Below are 16,346 nucleotides of genomic sequence, written 5' to 3'. Positions count from 1 at the left end.
AGTGCTTCATTCATTAAAAAAAGTTTATGAAAAAGTTCACATTATTTCTATTGTTTAAATAGGCATTACATGGTACTTTATTAAAATGAATAAATGCATAAGGTAAAATCATTGAGGTGAATACATAATGAAAAGAATTGGCGTATTAACTAGTGGAGGAGACTCTCCAGGAATGAACGCAGCTGTACGTGCAGTTGTAAGGAAAGCGATTTTTCATGGCCTAGAAGTTTATGGTGTATACCAAGGTTATTCTGGTCTTATTAATGGAAATATTGAGAAGCTAGAGTTAGGTTCTGTTGGTGATATTATTCATCGTGGTGGGACAAAACTACTTAGTGCACGTTGTCCAGAATTTAAAACATTAGAAGGACAAATGAAAGGGATCGAACAACTTAAAAAGTTTGGAATTGAAGGATTAGTTGTTATTGGTGGAGATGGATCATATCAGGGTGCAAAGAAGCTGACTGAACATGGTTATCCTTGTGTTGGTGTTCCAGGTACAATTGATAATGATATTCCAGGTACAGATTTTACAATTGGATTCGATACAGCATTAAATACTGTTATTGATGCCATTGATAAAATTCGTGATACAGCGACATCACATGAACGTACATATGTAATTGAAGTTATGGGGCGTAATGCAGGTGATATAGCATTATGGGCAGGTTTAGCTGATGGAGCAGAAACAATTTTAATACCTGAATGTGACTATGATATGGATGATATTATTAGTAAATTAAATCGTGGTAGTGAGCGTGGTAAAAAACATAGTATCATTGTAGTTGCAGAAGGCGTTGGAAGTGCAATTGAGATTGGTAAAGTAATACAAGAACGAACTCACTTTGACACGCGTGTAACAGTTTTAGGACATGTTCAACGTGGTGGTTCACCAAGTGCTGCTGATCGAGTTTTAGCAAGTCGTCTAGGAGCGAGAGCGGTTGAACTACTTATGGATGGCAAAGGTGGACGTTGTGTTGGAATACAAAATAATAAGTTAGTTGACCATGATATTATCGAAGCACTATCTCAAAAGCATGAACTTGATCGAGATATGTATCAATTATCTCAAGAACTTTCAATTTAATTAGGTAGATTTAATTGAGCAATCGATTTCATAAATTTCGTAATAGTTTAGAGTTTTAGATAAATTTGGAGGGTAAAAAATGCGTAAAACAAAAATAGTTTGTACGATTGGTCCTGCTAGTGAATCGGTAGAAAAATTAGTAGAGTTAATTAATGCAGGAATGAACGTAGCACGTTTAAATTTCTCGCATGGTTCTCATGAAGAGCATGCAGCAAGAATTATAAGTATCCGCGAGGCTTCAAAAAAAACTGGTAGAACTGTAGCGATTCTTTTAGATACAAAAGGTCCTGAAATTCGTACTTTAGATTTTGAAGGTGGCCAAGCAGAATTAAAAACTGGAAATGAAGTGATTATTACTACTGAACCAGTAGTGGGTACAGCAGAAAAATTTGCAGTATCTTACGAAGGATTAATTGACGACGTACATGTTGGTTCTAAAATTCTTATTGATGATGGATTAATAGGATTAGAAGTAATCGGTATTGAAGGAAATGATATTCGTACTAAAGTGTTAAACAGCGGTTTAGTAAAAAATAAAAAAGGTGTAAACGTACCAAATGTACGTGTGAATTTACCTGGTATTACAGAAAAAGATATAAGTGATATCGAATTTGGTATTGAGCAAAATGTTGATTTTATTGCTGCATCTTTCGTTCGTAAAGCTTCTGACGTATTAGAAATTCGTGAACTTTTAGGTAAACATGGCGCTGAGTATATTCAAATTATACCAAAAATCGAAAACCAAGAAGGGATCGATAATATCGATGAAATTCTTGAGGTTTCAGATGGTTTAATGGTTGCACGTGGTGATATGGGCGTAGAAATTCCACCAGAAGAGGTACCAATCGTTCAAAAATTATTAATTAAAAAATGTAATAATTTAGGTAAGCCTGTAATTACAGCTACTCAAATGTTAGATTCAATGCAACGTAATCCTCGACCTACACGAGCAGAGGCAAGTGATGTTGCAAATGCTATTCTTGATGGAACTGATGCAATTATGTTATCAGGAGAAACTGCTGCAGGTTCATATCCAGTCGAATCTGTTTCAATGATGAACTCAATTGCGCTTCGAATTGAAAAAAGCTTACAATACGAAGAGTTATTTAAAAAGCGCCAAAGAGAAAATAAAGGTACAATTACAGATGCTATTGGTCAATCGGTTGCAGCAACGGCTTTAAACTTAAAAGTAGCTGCAATTATTGCTCCTACTGAGAGTGGACATACTGCGAAAATGATTTCAAAATATCGTCCAAAAGCACCAATTTTAGCTATTACATCTGATATTCGTATTTGTCGTCGCCTAACTTTAGTTTGGGGAGTTCAAACTCAATATAGAGAGAGAGCAAACTCAACTGATGAAATGTTACAACATGCTATGGAAGCGGCTCAAGACGCTAAATTTGTTTCAAATGGTGATACTGTCATCATTACTGCTGGATTACCAGTTGGTGAAACAGGTATGACAAATATGATGAAAATTCATGTAGTAGGTGACGTGATCGCTCAAGGGCAAGGTATTGGTCGCAAAACTGCTGCAGGAAAAGTTGTCATCGCAAAAACAGGTGAAGAAGCTGTTTCGAAAGTTACTCCAGGAAGTATTTTAGTAACAAATAGTACAGATAGAGACATGATGCCAGCAATTGAAAGAGCAGCAGCTATTATTACTGAAGAAGGTGGATTAACTAGCCATGCTGCAGTAGTAGGTGTTAGCTTAGGAATTCCAGTAATTGTTGGAGTTGAAAATGCAACGAACATCTTAGTAAACGGTCAAGCTGTTACAGTAGATGCTTCTAGAGGAATAGTTAGTACAGGACATAAAAGCATATTTTAAGATATAATAAAGAGAAGGACAAAGTTTCCTTCTCTTTATTTTTTGATATGAATAAGATGAAATAAGAGATATTTTTAATTCTAAGCATGAGGTGAAACTATCATGAAAAAACTTGTTGGTTGGCTATTGTTAATCCCAGTAATTGATTTAATCTGTTTAACATTACTTGGTAAAGTAATTGGTTCATTATCAGTGTTTCTTTGGCTAATTGGTACGTTTTTGATTGGTATATATATCATGAGAACCGTTTGGGTTACAGTTAAACAACAAGCCGGAGAACAGCTTCGGGCAGGCAAAATGCCAGATTTAATCATGATAGAGGGATTATCATTCTTTCTAATTGGCCTCCTATTTTTTATTCCGGGACCAGTTACCGACTTATTAGCAATCGTGTTGCTAATTAAACCAATTAGAATCAAGTTTGTTCAACAACTTATTTATTTTGTTATGAAAAGGCTAAAAGGTAATGTTGTTTGGACGGGATTTATAAAGAAATAAACATTGGAAATGCAAAAGATGTTTTATAAGAGACAAAAAACGAGAAAGCAGTTAGCTTTCTCGTTTTAATTTGCAAAGAAATAAAAATTTGATATTCAGTTTAATGTGAACCTCTAATATAATACCAAAGTTCATGGAAGACTCTTGCTCGATACAAAGTTGATAAAATTACTAATGTTACTGGACCGGCAATCAATCCTAGTAGACCAAAAAATTTAAAACCAACAAATAACGAGATTAAAGTAGGAAGTGGTTGTAGTCCAATATTTGAAGATAGAACTTTTGGCTCTGCAAGTTGACGTTGTACAATTACAACACCATATAAAATTGCGAGACCAATCGTTAATTTATAATCGCTAGACAGAAATGTATATAAGATCCATGGTACGAAAATTAAGCCAGTTCCTAAGTAAGGAAGTAAATCGATGAAGCCGATTAGAATAGCTATAGTGATTGCGAAAGGAATTCTTAATATTAATAATCCGATTAAGACTAGCACTGTCGTCATAGAAATAAGAGTGATATGTGCTTTAATAAAACCGAATAAAGCTTTTCGTAAATCAATAAAAATTGTTTTGCTGTATTGTTGAATTCGATCTGGAGTATATTTTGCGAATAAATTTTTTATTTTGTACCAATCTTTACTAATAAAAAATGTTGCTAATAAAGAAACGAATATTAAGGTAGCCGTATTTGGTAATAAAGCGATTACTAATTTAATTCCTACAATAATTCCGTTTAATGCTTCTTTTCCTAGATTAATTGCAGAATCGCCAATCGATTGTATATTTGTGCGAATCGTTAGTTGTTGCCCAGCGCCGAGTTGACTATATTTACTCATAATTAAGTCATATAAAGGAATCACCTTATCAGTAACAATATTTTCAACGAAATAAATTAATCGTTCAAAGCTTTCTGGAACAACTTGAATTAAATAGGTTGAACCTGAAATGATTTCCGTAATTAATAATGTAAATAATCCTGCTAGAACAGCTAGTAGTAAAATAATTGATAAAAATGCTGCTATTCCTCTTGGTATTCTGGCTTTTTCGTTTAATAAATTTACTAGTGGATTTAAAAAGTATGCAATGATTAAAGCAATGATGAAAGGGTATGTAAGTTTTGAGATGAATAGTGCCACGTAAAGACCTAATATAGTACATGCGATTACAAATAAAAACCGAATGATCTGAAAAACTAAAGTTCTATTCAAACTTTTACCTCCTTCCAAAGTGAAATGAGTCCTCTTGTCTTATTTTATCAAGAATTATTTTTTTATAATAGTAAAGTTTGGTAGTATTTATTAATAAATTATACATTAAGGGGATACTAACAAATGAGTGAATCGACAATATTTCTTTTAGTTTTATTATTAATTGGTGCAATTGCTAAAAATAACTCTTTAATTATTTCAATTATAGTATTGTTAGTACTAAAATATACTCCTCTAGGAGATCGAGTATTTCCTTATATGCAATCAAAAGGTATAAATTTAGGGGTAACGGTTATTACGATTGCTGTCTTAGTACCAATCGCGACAGGTGAAATCGGTTTTAAAAATTTGATTGATGCATTAAAAACCCCTGTTGCCTGGATCGCACTACTTTCAGGGATCGCCGTGGCTCTTTTGGCAAAAGGTGGAGTACAATTATTAGCTACTAGTCCACAAATTACAGCGGCATTAGTACTAGGTACTGTACTTTCTGTAGCAGTATTTAAAGGGGTTGCAGTAGGGCCTTTAATTGGAGCTGGAATCGCATATCTATTCATTTGGATTGTAGAATTAATTAAGTAATTGCATAATAATTATATTTTAGTAAATTGTTTTCATTCACAAAAGTCAGATTATTGTTTATAATAAATGATAGTAGGGTTCCTTTCTATGTATACTCGGTAATTTAAAAGAGTTATACCAGTATATGTATGTATTAATACTAGGGAAATTTTTGCGTAAAGGAGAGAGGGGAATATGACAGTTAAAAGTGGTTTAGAGGGTGTTGTAGCAGCTACGACTTCTATAAGTTCTATTATTGATGATACATTAACGTATGTGGGTATCGGTATTGATGAATTAGCAGAATATGCAAATTTTGAAGAAGTAGTATATTTATTATGGCATCGCAAATTACCAAATAAGGTTCAACTTAAAGAACTTACTTCTCAATTAGCAGATAATGCTGAGTTACCAGAAGAAGTTATTACTTACTTAAAATCAACTAACTTAAAAAATGTACATCCTATGACTGTATTACGTACAGTTATTTCAATGCTTGCAATGTATGACAAAAATGCTGAAGCAATGGACTCAGATTCAAATTATCTTAAAGCAATCCAACTTCAAGCTAAAATTTCAACATTTGTGGCAGCGTTTTCTCGAATTCGCCAGGGGTTTGAACCAGTCGCTCCTAATAAAGATTTATCATTCTCAGCAAACTTCTTATACATGCTAACTGGTGATAAACCTAATGAAATTGCAGAAGAAGCAATTAATAAGGCTTTAGTACTACATGCTGACCATGAATTAAATGCTTCAACATTTACTGCACGCGTTTGCGTAGCGACATTATCTGATATTTATTCAGGTATTACAGCTGCGATTGGAGCTTTAAAAGGTCCATTACACGGTGGCGCAAATGAAAGCGTTATGAAAATGTTAGCTGAAATCGGTGAGATTGAAAATGTTGAACCTTACATTCAAGAGAAAATGGATGCTAAAGCTAAAATTATGGGATTCGGACATCGCGTATACCGTGGTGGGGACCCACGTGCGAAACATTTAAAAGAAATGTCTCGTCAATTAGGTGCAATTACTGGAGAGTTAAAATGGTACACAATGTCTGAAAAAATTGAAGAACTTGTTACAACTCAAAAGAATATTCCACCAAATGTTGATTTCTACTCTGCATCTGTTTATCACAGCTTAGGAATTGAACATGATTTATTTACTCCAATCTTTGCTATTAGCCGTATGTCTGGTTGGACTGCACACATTTTAGAACAATATGAAAATAATCGTATTATTCGTCCGCGTGCAGATTATACAGGACCAGAGAAAAACTCTTACATTCCAATTGAAGAGCGTGCATAAAGAAGAAATTGAATACTTAAAATAGTATTTAATATTCGAATAATAGTGGTATAGTAAAGAGAGGAAGAGGAATCTTCCTCTCAAAAGCATGTATTTTAATGAATTTAATTTATTTATACAAGGGGGAGCATGTAATGCAAGCTGAAAAAATTACATTAGTAGACGGCCAATTAAACGTGCCAAACAATCCAATTATTCCTTTTATTGAAGGCGACGGTACAGGCCCAGATATTTGGGCAGCATCTTCACGTGTTTTAGATGCAGCTGTAGAAAAAGCATATAATGGTAATCGTAAAATTGAATGGAAAGAAGTTCTTGCTGGTGAAAAAGCATTTAATGTTACTGGTGAATGGTTACCACAAGAAACTTTAAACTTAATAGAAGAGTACATGATCGCAATTAAAGGACCTTTAACAACTCCAGTTGGTGGTGGAATTCGTTCTTTAAACGTTGCTCTACGTCAAGAATTAGATTTATTTGTGTGCTTACGTCCTGTACGTTACTTTGAAGGTGTACCTTCACCTGTTAAACGTCCAGAAGATACAGATATGGTAATTTTCCGTGAAAACACTGAAGATATCTATGCTGGTATCGAATATGAAAAAGGTTCTGAAGCAGTTCAAAAAGTTATCGAATTCTTACAAAAAGAAATGGGTGTTAATAAAATCCGTTTCCCAGAAACATCTGGTATCGGTATTAAACCAATTTCTGAAGAAGGTACAAAACGTCTTGTACGTGCAGCAATTAATTATGCAATTCAAGAAAACCGTAAATCTTTAACTTTAGTTCATAAAGGTAACATCATGAAATTTACTGAAGGTGCATTTAAGAACTGGGGTTATGAAGTTGCTGAGCAAGAATTCGGCGATAAAGTATTTACATGGGCAGAATACGATCGCATTGTAGAAACAAGCGGTAAAGATGCTGCTAACAAAGCAATGGATGAAGCAGAAAAAGCTGGTAAAATCCTAGTAAAAGACAGCATTGCTGATATCTTCTTACAACAAATCTTAACTAGACCACGTGAGTTCGATGTAGTGGCTACAATGAACTTAAATGGTGACTATATTTCTGATGCACTTGCTGCTCAAGTTGGTGGTATCGGTATCGCTCCTGGAGCAAATATCAATTATGAAACTGGACATGCTATTTTTGAAGCTACACATGGTACAGCACCTAAATACGCTGGATTAGATAAAGTAAACCCATCTTCAGTTGTTCTTTCTGGAGTATTAATGCTTGAGCATATGGGTTGGAATGAAGCAGCTTCTATGATTCTTAAATCAATGGAAAAAACAATCGCTTCAAAAGTTGTTACTTATGACTTTGCTCGTCTTATGGATGGAGCTACAGAAGTGAAATGTTCTGAATTTGCAAGCGAATTAATTTCAAATATGGAATCAGTTCTTGTATAATTAAATTGTGTTTGTAAACAAAAAGGGAGGTATTTGTATGTCAATTCGTAGACGTAAAATTTCCGTAGTAGGTGCTGGATTTACTGGTGCTACAACAGCTTTCTTGCTTGCACAAAAAGAATTAGGGGATGTAGTAATAGTTGATATTCCACAACTAGAGAACCCTACTAAGGGCAAAGCCTTAGATATGCTTGAAGCAAGTCCAGTTCAAGGATTTGATGCTAATATTATTGGTACTAGTGATTATGCTGACACAGCTGATTCAGATGTAGTAGTAATCACAGCAGGTATCGCTCGTAAACCGGGTATGAGCCGTGATGATCTAGTATCAACTAACTCAAACATCATGAAAGCAGTTACTCGTGAAATCGTAAAATACTCTCCTAACTGTACAATCGTTGTTTTAACCAACCCGGTTGATGCAATGACTTATACAGTATACAAAGAAGCTGGTTTTCCTAAACACCGCGTTATAGGACAATCTGGAGTTCTTGACACAGCTCGTTTCAGAACGTTCGTAGCTCAAGAATTAAATTTATCTGTTAAAGATATTACTGGATTTGTTTTAGGTGGTCACGGAGACGATATGGTACCATTAGTGCGTTATTCATATGCTGGTGGTATTCCATTAGAAAAATTAATTCCAAAAGATCGTTTAGATGCTATTGTTGAACGTACTCGTAAAGGTGGCGGAGAAATCGTTAATCTACTAGGTAACGGAAGTGCTTATTATGCACCTGCTGCATCTCTAGTAGAAATGGTTGAAGCTATACTTAAGGATCAACGTCGCGTGTTACCTACAATTGCTTATTTAGAAGGCGAATATGGTTACAGCGGTATTTACTTAGGAGTTCCTACGATTATTGGCGGAAACGGTATTGAACAAATTATCGAATTAGATTTGACTGCTGATGAAAAAACAGCATTAGATCGCTCAGTTGCAGCTGTCAAAAACGTTATGAACGTTTTGGCTTAAAAAGAAGACCCACAAGGTAATTAGAATTTACCTTGTGGGTCTTTTGATTTTTAATCTATTTTAATATTCACCTTTAATAACAAAATACGAGCCACGAATCGTTCCAGCTAGTTTAGACTTCTGCCTAGCAAACTTAAATTTCTCTACTAACTCCATTGGTATTTCCATTCCGTCAGAAAGTTTAAAACCAACAGCACGCTTTTTAGGATCATCAACCGTATACATAACATTGACCGAAAGACCATCTTCATAAAAGAGGTAGGTAAATTTAATATTTTCCACTTGAAAACGAGAAGTTTCTAAAGGTTTAGCAGCGAATTCGATATCACGTTCTTCTTTCAAAATTCGGTTCACATAATCAAGCGTCTCCTGACTTTCACTAGCTGGTACAACTGTAAATTCATGTTTGTACTTGTTCATAAAATAACGAGCCTCATTAGCGCGTAAACCAGCAAGTGCATCAACAACAGGGGAAGACTCTAAACCAATCGTAGACACATTTTTAAAATCAACCGTATAGGACATTTCCATCTCTCCTTTTCAATTAGCCAAACTTTAATTCAAACATCTTATCTACTAAATTATACCAAAAACTTATGCTTCCGAAATGACATTTCACGATATAAGTATGTACGAGTTTCTTATGACACAAACCACATGATTTTTTATACATGGTAAACGAATTTAAAAGTCAATACGCATTCGGAGTATTTAAATTACTTATTAAGGAGAAAGATAGAATTTTATCTTCCATAAGGGGAAAAATATGAATAGATGACTATTAAAATTTTTTATAAGTTTTTTTATAAAAATTTTGCCGATTAAGAAGGAAATTTGCTGTTGTTTATCGAATTTTTAAAATATTAAGATAAACAGGGGGTTTAATATGTTAACTAAAAAAGCAAAAATCGGACGAAAACTTGAAGACATTTCAATTGGTGAAAAGTTAATTGTAACAGAACATATTGATGAAAAACATATTTACTTATACCTGGCTTTAACAGGCGATACAAACCCATTATATACTCAATACAATTATGCTTCGCAAACTAAATATAATAAACCGATTGTTCCAAGTTTTATTATTAGCGGATTAGTCTCTGCAGCAGTTACAAAACACTTACCTGGACCAGGAAGTCATATTGTTAAAAAAGAACTTCAATTCGACCAACATATATATCATAATGAAACAATTTCAATTCATTTTGAAGTAGTCGAAATTAACTTAGATCTAAATGAAGTATGCATTAATGTAAGCGTTTTAAATAAAACACAAACTGAAATTGCAAGTGGAAAACTGACAGTAATTCCACCAACGGTAAACCAATCGAATGCTCTTCTATATGAAAATTTTTAACTTAAAGAATGTCAACTGACATTCTTTTTTTGTTGTTTTACTTTTGTAAGAACTTTCCATTCCTCTCCAAACTGCTTTTTACGTTTTACGTCTGATCGAATTTTTAGTATGATTAAAAAGTAGATAAAGATAAATAAATAGGAAATAAATGGATGAGGGTTTAACAATAACCTGGAGGATATGAAATGAACAATAAAATTCTTGTAGTAGACGATGAAGAGCATATCTTAACTTTAATCAAATTTAACTTAGAACAAGCTGGCTTTCAAGTTGTTACAGCTACTGATGGGGAAGAAGGTTTACAAAAGGCTGTAGAGGAAAAGCCAGAATTAATTGTTTTAGATCTAATGCTACCTAAAAAAGATGGTATGGAAGTATGTAAAGAATTAAGACTTCAAAGAAATACTACGCCTATTTTAATGGTTACAGCAAAAGATGATGAATTTGATAAAGTATTAGGACTTGAACTAGGTGCTGATGATTACATGACAAAACCTTTTAGCCCAAGGGAAGTCGTAGCAAGAGTTAAAGCGATTTTAAGAAGATCTAAAATTACTGAGACTCCAGTACAATCAAACGACGATGCTGACACTTTAATAATAGCTGAATTAAAAATCTTACCTGAGTATTATGAAGCATATTTCCAAGGTGAAAAACTGGAGTTAACACCTAAAGAATTTGAGTTATTATTATATTTAACGAAAAATAAAGGTAGAGTATTAACTCGAGATCAATTATTAAGTGCTGTTTGGAATTATGATTTTGCTGGAGACACTCGAATTGTCGATGTTCATATTAGCCATTTAAGAGAAAAAATTGAACTAGATTCAAAAAAACCAGTTTATATAAAAACAATTCGTGGATTAGGATATAAATTAGAGGAACCAAGATTAAATGAGTAATTTAAATCGAAAATTGCTCTATGGATTTTCTGCAATAATAATCGTTATTCTTGTTATATTAGGAATCGTTCTAGGGCAAATTTTTAAATCCTTTTATCTGACAAACTATGATCAAAGAATTGAAAAAGAGACTAACTTAATTGCTTCAATAATGGAGTCAAATACACCATTAACAAAGAATATATCTAATCAAACGTTAAAAAAGATATCAAAGGACTTAAATATCGATATTATATTATTTGATGATCATTATAATCTTATCGCTAAATCTAGCAATGAGAATGTGGAATTGAATATATCTTCAAAGAATTTAAAAGCATATCTAGAACGACTTGATAAAGTAGAGAATGCAGCTAAATTTATAGAAAAAGATTCTCCAGCTAAATATTATGGCAAGAAAATAACAGATAAACATGGCAATAAGCAATTTTTAATTGTTGATTATTCAACTAAATCAATCAAAGAAGTTTACCGAAGTATTTCGATGTTATTATTTTCATTATTAGGTTTTGTTTTATTTGCCATCATAGTTTTACTGATACGATACTCGCATCAATTTTCAAAACCGATTGAAGATATTACACAAGTTGCAATTGAATTATCCAAAGGGAATTATAAAGCTAGAACATTAACTGAAAGTAATGAATCGACAACAATGTTAAGTCAAGCGATGAATGTACTTGCAAAAAATCTGCAAGAAATGACTAGTCAACAAGAAATGCAGCAAGATCGTTTAAACACACTGATCCATAATATTGGTAGCGGGGTTGTTTTAATTAATAGTAGAGGTCATGTAAACCTAATTAATAAAACATATCGAGAAACATTCAAAGTTGACTCGAGAGGTATATTGGGTGAGCTTTATTATGACGCATTTAAACATAAAGAAGTCATTGAAATTGTGGAAGAAATTTTTCTAAAAGAAATAAAAGTTAGAAAGCAAATCATTCTGCCATTATCAATTGAAAGAAAACATTTTGAAATATATGGTGCACCAATTATTGGAATCAATCACGAGTGGAAAGGAATCGTTCTTGTTTTCCATGACATAAGTGAATTAAAGAAATTAGAGCAAGTTCGAAAAGATTTTTTTGCAAATGTATCTCACGAGCTTAAAACGCCAATTACATCTATTAAAGGTTTTACTGAAACACTTCTAGATGGAGCAATGGAAAATGATGAGTTATGTAAAAACTTCTTATCGATTATTTTAACGGAAAGTGATCGTATGCAGACACTTATTCAAGATTTGTTAGACCTTTCAAAAATTGAGCAACAGAATTTTAAATTAGATCTTGCAGAAGTATCCGCAAAACAAGTTATTGAAGATGTACAGCAAATGCTTAATCAAAAAGCAGAAGAGAAAAATATAGACTTCAAATTATACTTGAATAGTCCGTTAGTTGTTTATGCTGATGCGTTAAGATTAAAACAAGTAATTATTAATTTAGTTGATAACGCAATTCACTACACTCCAGCTGGTGGAAAAGTATTTATTACTGCCTCCGAGACAAATGACCATATTGTATTAAGGGTAAATGACACAGGGGTTGGAATTGGAAAAGAAGAAATATCTCGTATTTTCGAACGTTTTTACCGAGTAGATAAAGCAAGAAGTAGGAACTCTGGAGGGACAGGTCTAGGACTAGCGATCGTAAAGCATCTTGTCGAAGCACATAAAGGCAAAATCGAAGTTGAAAGTAAACTAGGCCATGGGACATCATTCATTGTAACATTAAATAAAAATATTTCGATGTGACATTTACATTGATTTTACATTGTATTTATTAATAATTAATAAAAATTTGTTATAGTTATGATGAAAACCCCTTCATCCAAGGAGTTGTCTTAAACCGGGAGTAGTTATACTTCCGGGATTTTTTATATTTAAAACTGTTTTATTTTCTCTTTAAGGTGTCCATACTAGTGGATACCTTTTTATTGCACTTTAAGAAAGTATAAATTGGCAGCGAGGAGTCGTACTCGAAGTGATTGCCAATTTTAGGATTAAAGTATAAGTGCAACTACGCCACTGCCTAAAAGGCTTGTCAGTCGACGAGTTTTCTTTATTTGATCATATTACTTTTATAATTTTTGGGGAAATTATGAGTGTTGAATCATACATCGGAGGGTGGATAAAGATGTACGAATACGAATTTGTAAAAGTTAACACTAAATCATCAAATCGTCATTATTATGATGTAGTTGGGAACTATGCTAAAAGTGGCTGGCGCCTTCATCAGGTTGTAAACAATCAGCAAGCAATAGAAGCTTCATGTGTTGAACTAATTTTTGAGCGAGAAATCGACTTAAATTAATTACAGAGGTAGTCTTACGATTCATTCTTAAAAGTCATAATTATTCAACTTTCAATTTGAGTGAGTAAAAACTTTTAATATGCCTGAATCAAAGACGACCTCTTTTTCTTTTATAGATAGTTCATGTTAGAATGTTAAGAGCAAGGAAATGTGGAATCGATTAATTTTATGAAAAGAAAAAGTAAGAAATAAAAATTATACATAAAAAGATAGTGAGATTTGTAATAGGAAGGGGATCTATTTTGAAGAAGAAATTGGTTTTAATTGATGGGAATAGTATTGCCTATAGAGCTTTTTTTGCATTGCCACTTTTGAGTAATGATAAAGGTGTCCATACGAATGCAATTTATGGATTTACAATGATGTTAATGAAAATTCTTGAAGATGAAAAACCGACTCATATGCTTGTTGCATTTGATGCAGGGAAAACAACATTTAGACATAGTACATTTAAAGAATATAAAGGTGGAAGACAAAAGACTCCACCAGAGTTAAGTGAACAGTTTCCACTTGTTCGCCAACTATTAGATACATACGGAATTGCACGTTATGAATTAGAGAATTATGAAGCGGATGACATTATTGGTACACTTGCTGGTCAAGCTTCTAAAGATGAATATGAAGTAAAAGTCATCTCAGGTGATCGAGATTTATTACAATTAGTTGACGATCGCATTACAGTAAGTATGACTAAAAAGGGCATTACTGAAGTTGAAGAATTTACCCCTGCAGCGATTCATGAAAAGTATGAGATTACACCTGATCAAATTATTGATATGAAAGGGTTAATGGGTGATAAATCTGATAATATTCCTGGTGTTCCAGGTATTGGGGAAAAGACTGCAATTAAACTTTTGAAACAGTTTCAAACTGTAGAAGGTCTTTATGAAAATATAGAGGAAGTAAGTGGAGCAAAGCTTCTTCAAAATTTAAGTGAAAATAAAGATCAAGCCTTAATGAGTAAGCAATTAGCTACAATTAATAAAAACTCACCAATTCAATTAACTGTAAATGACACAACGCTTCCGGAAGCTGATACGAATAAAGTAGCTGAATTTTTTAAATCTCTTGGATTTACATCATTGTTAGCTAAATTGGACATCAAAGAATCGATTGAAGATCTAGAAGAGATTAACTATGAAGTATTAGATTCAATTGAGGAGAAACATTTAGCTAATCATTCAAGCTTAATCGTTGAAATGATCGGAGAAAATTATCATACAGAAGAAATTCAAGGATTTGGTCTTTCAAATGAAAAAGGTCATTTCTTTATTCCAACAGCTGTAGGGTTAGAGTCGGATCTATTTAAAAAATGGCTTGAGGATGAGCGTATTAATAAAAATGTATATGATGCAAAAGGTGCTTATGTTGCACTGAAGTGGAGAGGAATTAATTTAAATGGTGTCAATTTCGATCCGTTACTTGCTTCATATATATATGACCCTGCCCAGTCTAATAAAGAATTTGCTGATTTAGTAAATGGTAAAATAGATTTTTCAATTCAAACTGCCGAATCGATTTACGGTAAGGGTGCAAAGCAAACTAAGCCATCAGATGACGTTTTATCTGAATATATCGTTCGTAAAACAATTGCTATTAGTAAATTAAATGAAACTTTAGAAGAACACTTGCGAAAAAATAGTCAATTTGAACTACTAACAGAATTAGAATTACCATTAACTTTTATTTTAGGTGATATGGAATTTGAAGGGGTAACAGTTAAAGAAGAGACTCTTCGTACGATGGGTTCAGAACTAGCTAATACGTTAAAAGAACTTGAAGAGAATATTTATGAACTAGCTGGTGAAAAATTCAATATTAATTCACCTAAGCAATTAGGTGTTATATTATTTGAAAAGTTAAATTTACCATCTGGTAAAAAAACAAAAACTGGTTATTCCACTTCTGCTGATGTCCTTGAAAAATTGGAGGCAGAACATGAAATCATTCGATTAATTCTACACTATCGTCAAGTTGGAAAATTAAATTCTACTTATGTAGAAGGCTTATTAAAAGTAATAAATGAATCAGATTCCAAAGTTCATACACGATTTAATCAAGTATTAGCACAAACTGGACGTTTAAGTTCAATTGATCCTAATCTACAAAACATTCCTATTCGTTTAGAAGAAGGTAGAAAAATTAGAAAAGCTTTCGTCGCATCTAAAAAAGACTGGCTGATCTTTGCTGCTGACTATTCTCAAATTGAATTAAGGGTATTGGCTCATATAGCACAAGACGATAATTTAATGGATGCATTTAAAAATGACTTTGATGTTCATACAAAGACTGCAATGGACGTTTTCCATGTTAGCGCTGAATTGGTAACAAGCAATATGAGAAGACAAGCAAAAGCTGTTAACTTTGGGATTGTTTATGGAATTAGTGATTATGGATTATCACAAGGATTAGGTATTACAAGAAAAGAAGCGGCTATATTCATTGAAAAGTACTTTGCTAGTTTTCCAAAAGTAAAAGATTATATGTCAGATATTGTTCAAAAGGCTAAACTAGATGGATTTGTAAGTACAATCTTAAATAGACGTCGTTATATTCCTGAAATTTCAAGTTCTAACTTTAATGTTCGTGGATTTGCTGAAAGAACAGCGATGAATACCCCAATCCAAGGTAGTGCTGCCGATATTATTAAAAAGGCTATGATTTTACTAGATGAGCGTCTTAAAGCAGAAAAGCTTCAGGCCAAATTAATTTTACAAGTACATGATGAATTAATATTAGAAGCTCCAAAAGAGGAATTAGCAATTTTAGAAAAAATCGTACCAGAAGTAATGGAACATGCAGTCGAGTTAGTAGTGCCTTTAAAGGTTGATTATAATTTTGGAGATTCTTGGTTTGAAGCAAAATAAATAG

The 16,346-nt window shown here is 33.0% G+C and carries 14 protein-coding genes; 12 read left to right on the top strand and 2 right to left on the bottom strand.

The genetic code is table 11. From position 1 onward, the window contains the following. The first annotated feature begins 127 nt into the window (after window positions 1-127). The 3 genes from pfkA (at window position 128) to ACFVR2_RS20985 (ending at window position 3,419) form a co-directional block, all read left to right on the top strand. A complete protein-coding gene (gene pfkA, locus ACFVR2_RS20995; protein WP_387366294.1) occupies window positions 128-1,087 on the top strand; it encodes a 6-phosphofructokinase in 960 nt (319 codons plus the stop codon). A 79-nt stretch (window positions 1,088-1,166) separates the two neighbouring features. Beyond that, complete coding sequence (gene pyk, locus ACFVR2_RS20990; RefSeq protein WP_387366291.1) at window positions 1,167-2,921, top strand: pyruvate kinase; 1,755 nt, start codon at window positions 1,167-1,169, stop codon at window positions 2,919-2,921. Between the two features lie 102 nt (window positions 2,922-3,023). Further along, on the top strand, window positions 3,024-3,419 hold the full coding sequence (locus ACFVR2_RS20985) for an FxsA family protein (RefSeq protein ID WP_387366288.1): 396 nt from the start codon (window positions 3,024-3,026) through the stop codon (window positions 3,417-3,419). 100 nt (window positions 3,420-3,519) lie between these two features. Here the strand turns inward: ACFVR2_RS20985 and ytvI are convergent, their stop codons facing one another. After that, window positions 3,520-4,632 carry a sporulation integral membrane protein YtvI gene (gene ytvI, locus ACFVR2_RS20980; RefSeq protein ID WP_387366285.1) on the bottom strand — a complete coding sequence of 371 codons (1,113 nt, stop codon included), beginning with the start codon at window positions 4,630-4,632 and terminating at the stop codon, window positions 3,520-3,522. 123 nt (window positions 4,633-4,755) lie between these two features. Between ytvI and ACFVR2_RS20975 the strand changes: the two genes are divergently transcribed. The 4 genes from ACFVR2_RS20975 (at window position 4,756) to mdh (ending at window position 8,898) form a co-directional block, all read left to right on the top strand. Then, window positions 4,756-5,214 carry a DUF441 domain-containing protein gene (locus ACFVR2_RS20975; RefSeq protein WP_056472239.1) on the top strand — a complete coding sequence of 153 codons (459 nt, stop codon included), beginning with the start codon at window positions 4,756-4,758 and terminating at the stop codon, window positions 5,212-5,214. 174 nt (window positions 5,215-5,388) lie between these two features. Next, window positions 5,389-6,507, top strand: coding sequence for a citrate synthase (citZ, locus tag ACFVR2_RS20970; RefSeq protein WP_387366281.1), 1,119 nt, complete (start codon window positions 5,389-5,391; stop codon window positions 6,505-6,507). Window positions 6,508-6,641: 134 nt separating this feature from the next. Next, window positions 6,642-7,922 (top strand): NADP-dependent isocitrate dehydrogenase, encoded by a 1,281-nt coding sequence (icd, locus tag ACFVR2_RS20965; protein ID WP_387366278.1) that lies wholly within the window; start codon window positions 6,642-6,644, stop codon window positions 7,920-7,922. 37 nt (window positions 7,923-7,959) lie between these two features. Beyond that, window positions 7,960-8,898 carry a malate dehydrogenase gene (gene mdh, locus ACFVR2_RS20960; RefSeq protein ID WP_172447269.1) on the top strand — a complete coding sequence of 313 codons (939 nt, stop codon included), beginning with the start codon at window positions 7,960-7,962 and terminating at the stop codon, window positions 8,896-8,898. A 60-nt stretch (window positions 8,899-8,958) separates the two neighbouring features. Here the strand turns inward: mdh and ACFVR2_RS20955 are convergent, their stop codons facing one another. Next, window positions 8,959-9,423 carry a phage tail protein gene (locus ACFVR2_RS20955; protein WP_387366274.1) on the bottom strand — a complete coding sequence of 155 codons (465 nt, stop codon included), beginning with the start codon at window positions 9,421-9,423 and terminating at the stop codon, window positions 8,959-8,961. A 361-nt stretch (window positions 9,424-9,784) separates the two neighbouring features. Between ACFVR2_RS20955 and ACFVR2_RS20950 the strand changes: the two genes are divergently transcribed. The 5 genes from ACFVR2_RS20950 (at window position 9,785) to polA (ending at window position 16,342) form a co-directional block, all read left to right on the top strand. Then, window positions 9,785-10,255: a MaoC/PaaZ C-terminal domain-containing protein gene (locus ACFVR2_RS20950; RefSeq protein WP_387366271.1), complete on the top strand. Its 471-nt coding sequence runs from the start codon at window positions 9,785-9,787 to the stop codon at window positions 10,253-10,255. A gap of 185 nt (window positions 10,256-10,440) precedes the next feature. Then, complete coding sequence (locus ACFVR2_RS20945) at window positions 10,441-11,157, top strand: winged helix-turn-helix domain-containing protein (RefSeq protein WP_335486958.1); 717 nt, start codon at window positions 10,441-10,443, stop codon at window positions 11,155-11,157. After that, window positions 11,150-12,916: a two-component system histidine kinase PnpS gene (gene pnpS, locus ACFVR2_RS20940; protein ID WP_387366267.1), complete on the top strand. Its 1,767-nt coding sequence runs from the start codon at window positions 11,150-11,152 to the stop codon at window positions 12,914-12,916. Before ACFVR2_RS20945 ends, pnpS begins: the two co-directional genes overlap by 8 nt. A gap of 382 nt (window positions 12,917-13,298) precedes the next feature. Next, window positions 13,299-13,475, top strand: a complete 177-nt coding sequence (locus ACFVR2_RS20935; protein WP_387366264.1) for a DUF4177 domain-containing protein — start codon at window positions 13,299-13,301, stop codon at window positions 13,473-13,475. Window positions 13,476-13,714: 239 nt separating this feature from the next. After that, window positions 13,715-16,342: a DNA polymerase I gene (gene polA / locus ACFVR2_RS20930; protein ID WP_387366852.1), complete on the top strand. Its 2,628-nt coding sequence runs from the start codon at window positions 13,715-13,717 to the stop codon at window positions 16,340-16,342. Window positions 16,343-16,346: the final 4 nt, after the last annotated feature.

This window comes from Gottfriedia sp. NPDC057991, from assembly GCF_042886615.1.
In the GTDB taxonomy this organism is placed as follows: domain Bacteria; phylum Bacillota; class Bacilli; order Bacillales; family Bacillaceae_G; genus Gottfriedia.
This window is presented reverse-complemented; position numbering and strand designations above follow the sequence as displayed.

Coding starts and splice junctions, on each gene's coding strand:
- citZ (WP_387366281.1), top strand. CDS start 5,389: ATGACAGTTAAAAGTGGTTTAGAGGGTGTTGTAGCAGCTACGACTTCT.
- pfkA (WP_387366294.1), top strand. CDS start 128: ATGAAAAGAATTGGCGTATTAACTAGTGGAGGAGACTCTCCAGGAATG.
- ACFVR2_RS20985 (WP_387366288.1), top strand. CDS start 3,024: ATGAAAAAACTTGTTGGTTGGCTATTGTTAATCCCAGTAATTGATTTA.
- ACFVR2_RS20975 (WP_056472239.1), top strand. CDS start 4,756: ATGAGTGAATCGACAATATTTCTTTTAGTTTTATTATTAATTGGTGCA.
- ACFVR2_RS20935 (WP_387366264.1), top strand. CDS start 13,299: ATGTACGAATACGAATTTGTAAAAGTTAACACTAAATCATCAAATCGT.
- pnpS (WP_387366267.1), top strand. CDS start 11,150: ATGAGTAATTTAAATCGAAAATTGCTCTATGGATTTTCTGCAATAATA.
- ACFVR2_RS20945 (WP_335486958.1), top strand. CDS start 10,441: ATGAACAATAAAATTCTTGTAGTAGACGATGAAGAGCATATCTTAACT.
- ACFVR2_RS20955 (WP_387366274.1), bottom strand. CDS start 9,423: ATGTCCTATACGGTTGATTTTAAAAATGTGTCTACGATTGGTTTAGAG.
- mdh (WP_172447269.1), top strand. CDS start 7,960: ATGTCAATTCGTAGACGTAAAATTTCCGTAGTAGGTGCTGGATTTACT.
- pyk (WP_387366291.1), top strand. CDS start 1,167: ATGCGTAAAACAAAAATAGTTTGTACGATTGGTCCTGCTAGTGAATCG.
- icd (WP_387366278.1), top strand. CDS start 6,642: ATGCAAGCTGAAAAAATTACATTAGTAGACGGCCAATTAAACGTGCCA.
- ACFVR2_RS20950 (WP_387366271.1), top strand. CDS start 9,785: ATGTTAACTAAAAAAGCAAAAATCGGACGAAAACTTGAAGACATTTCA.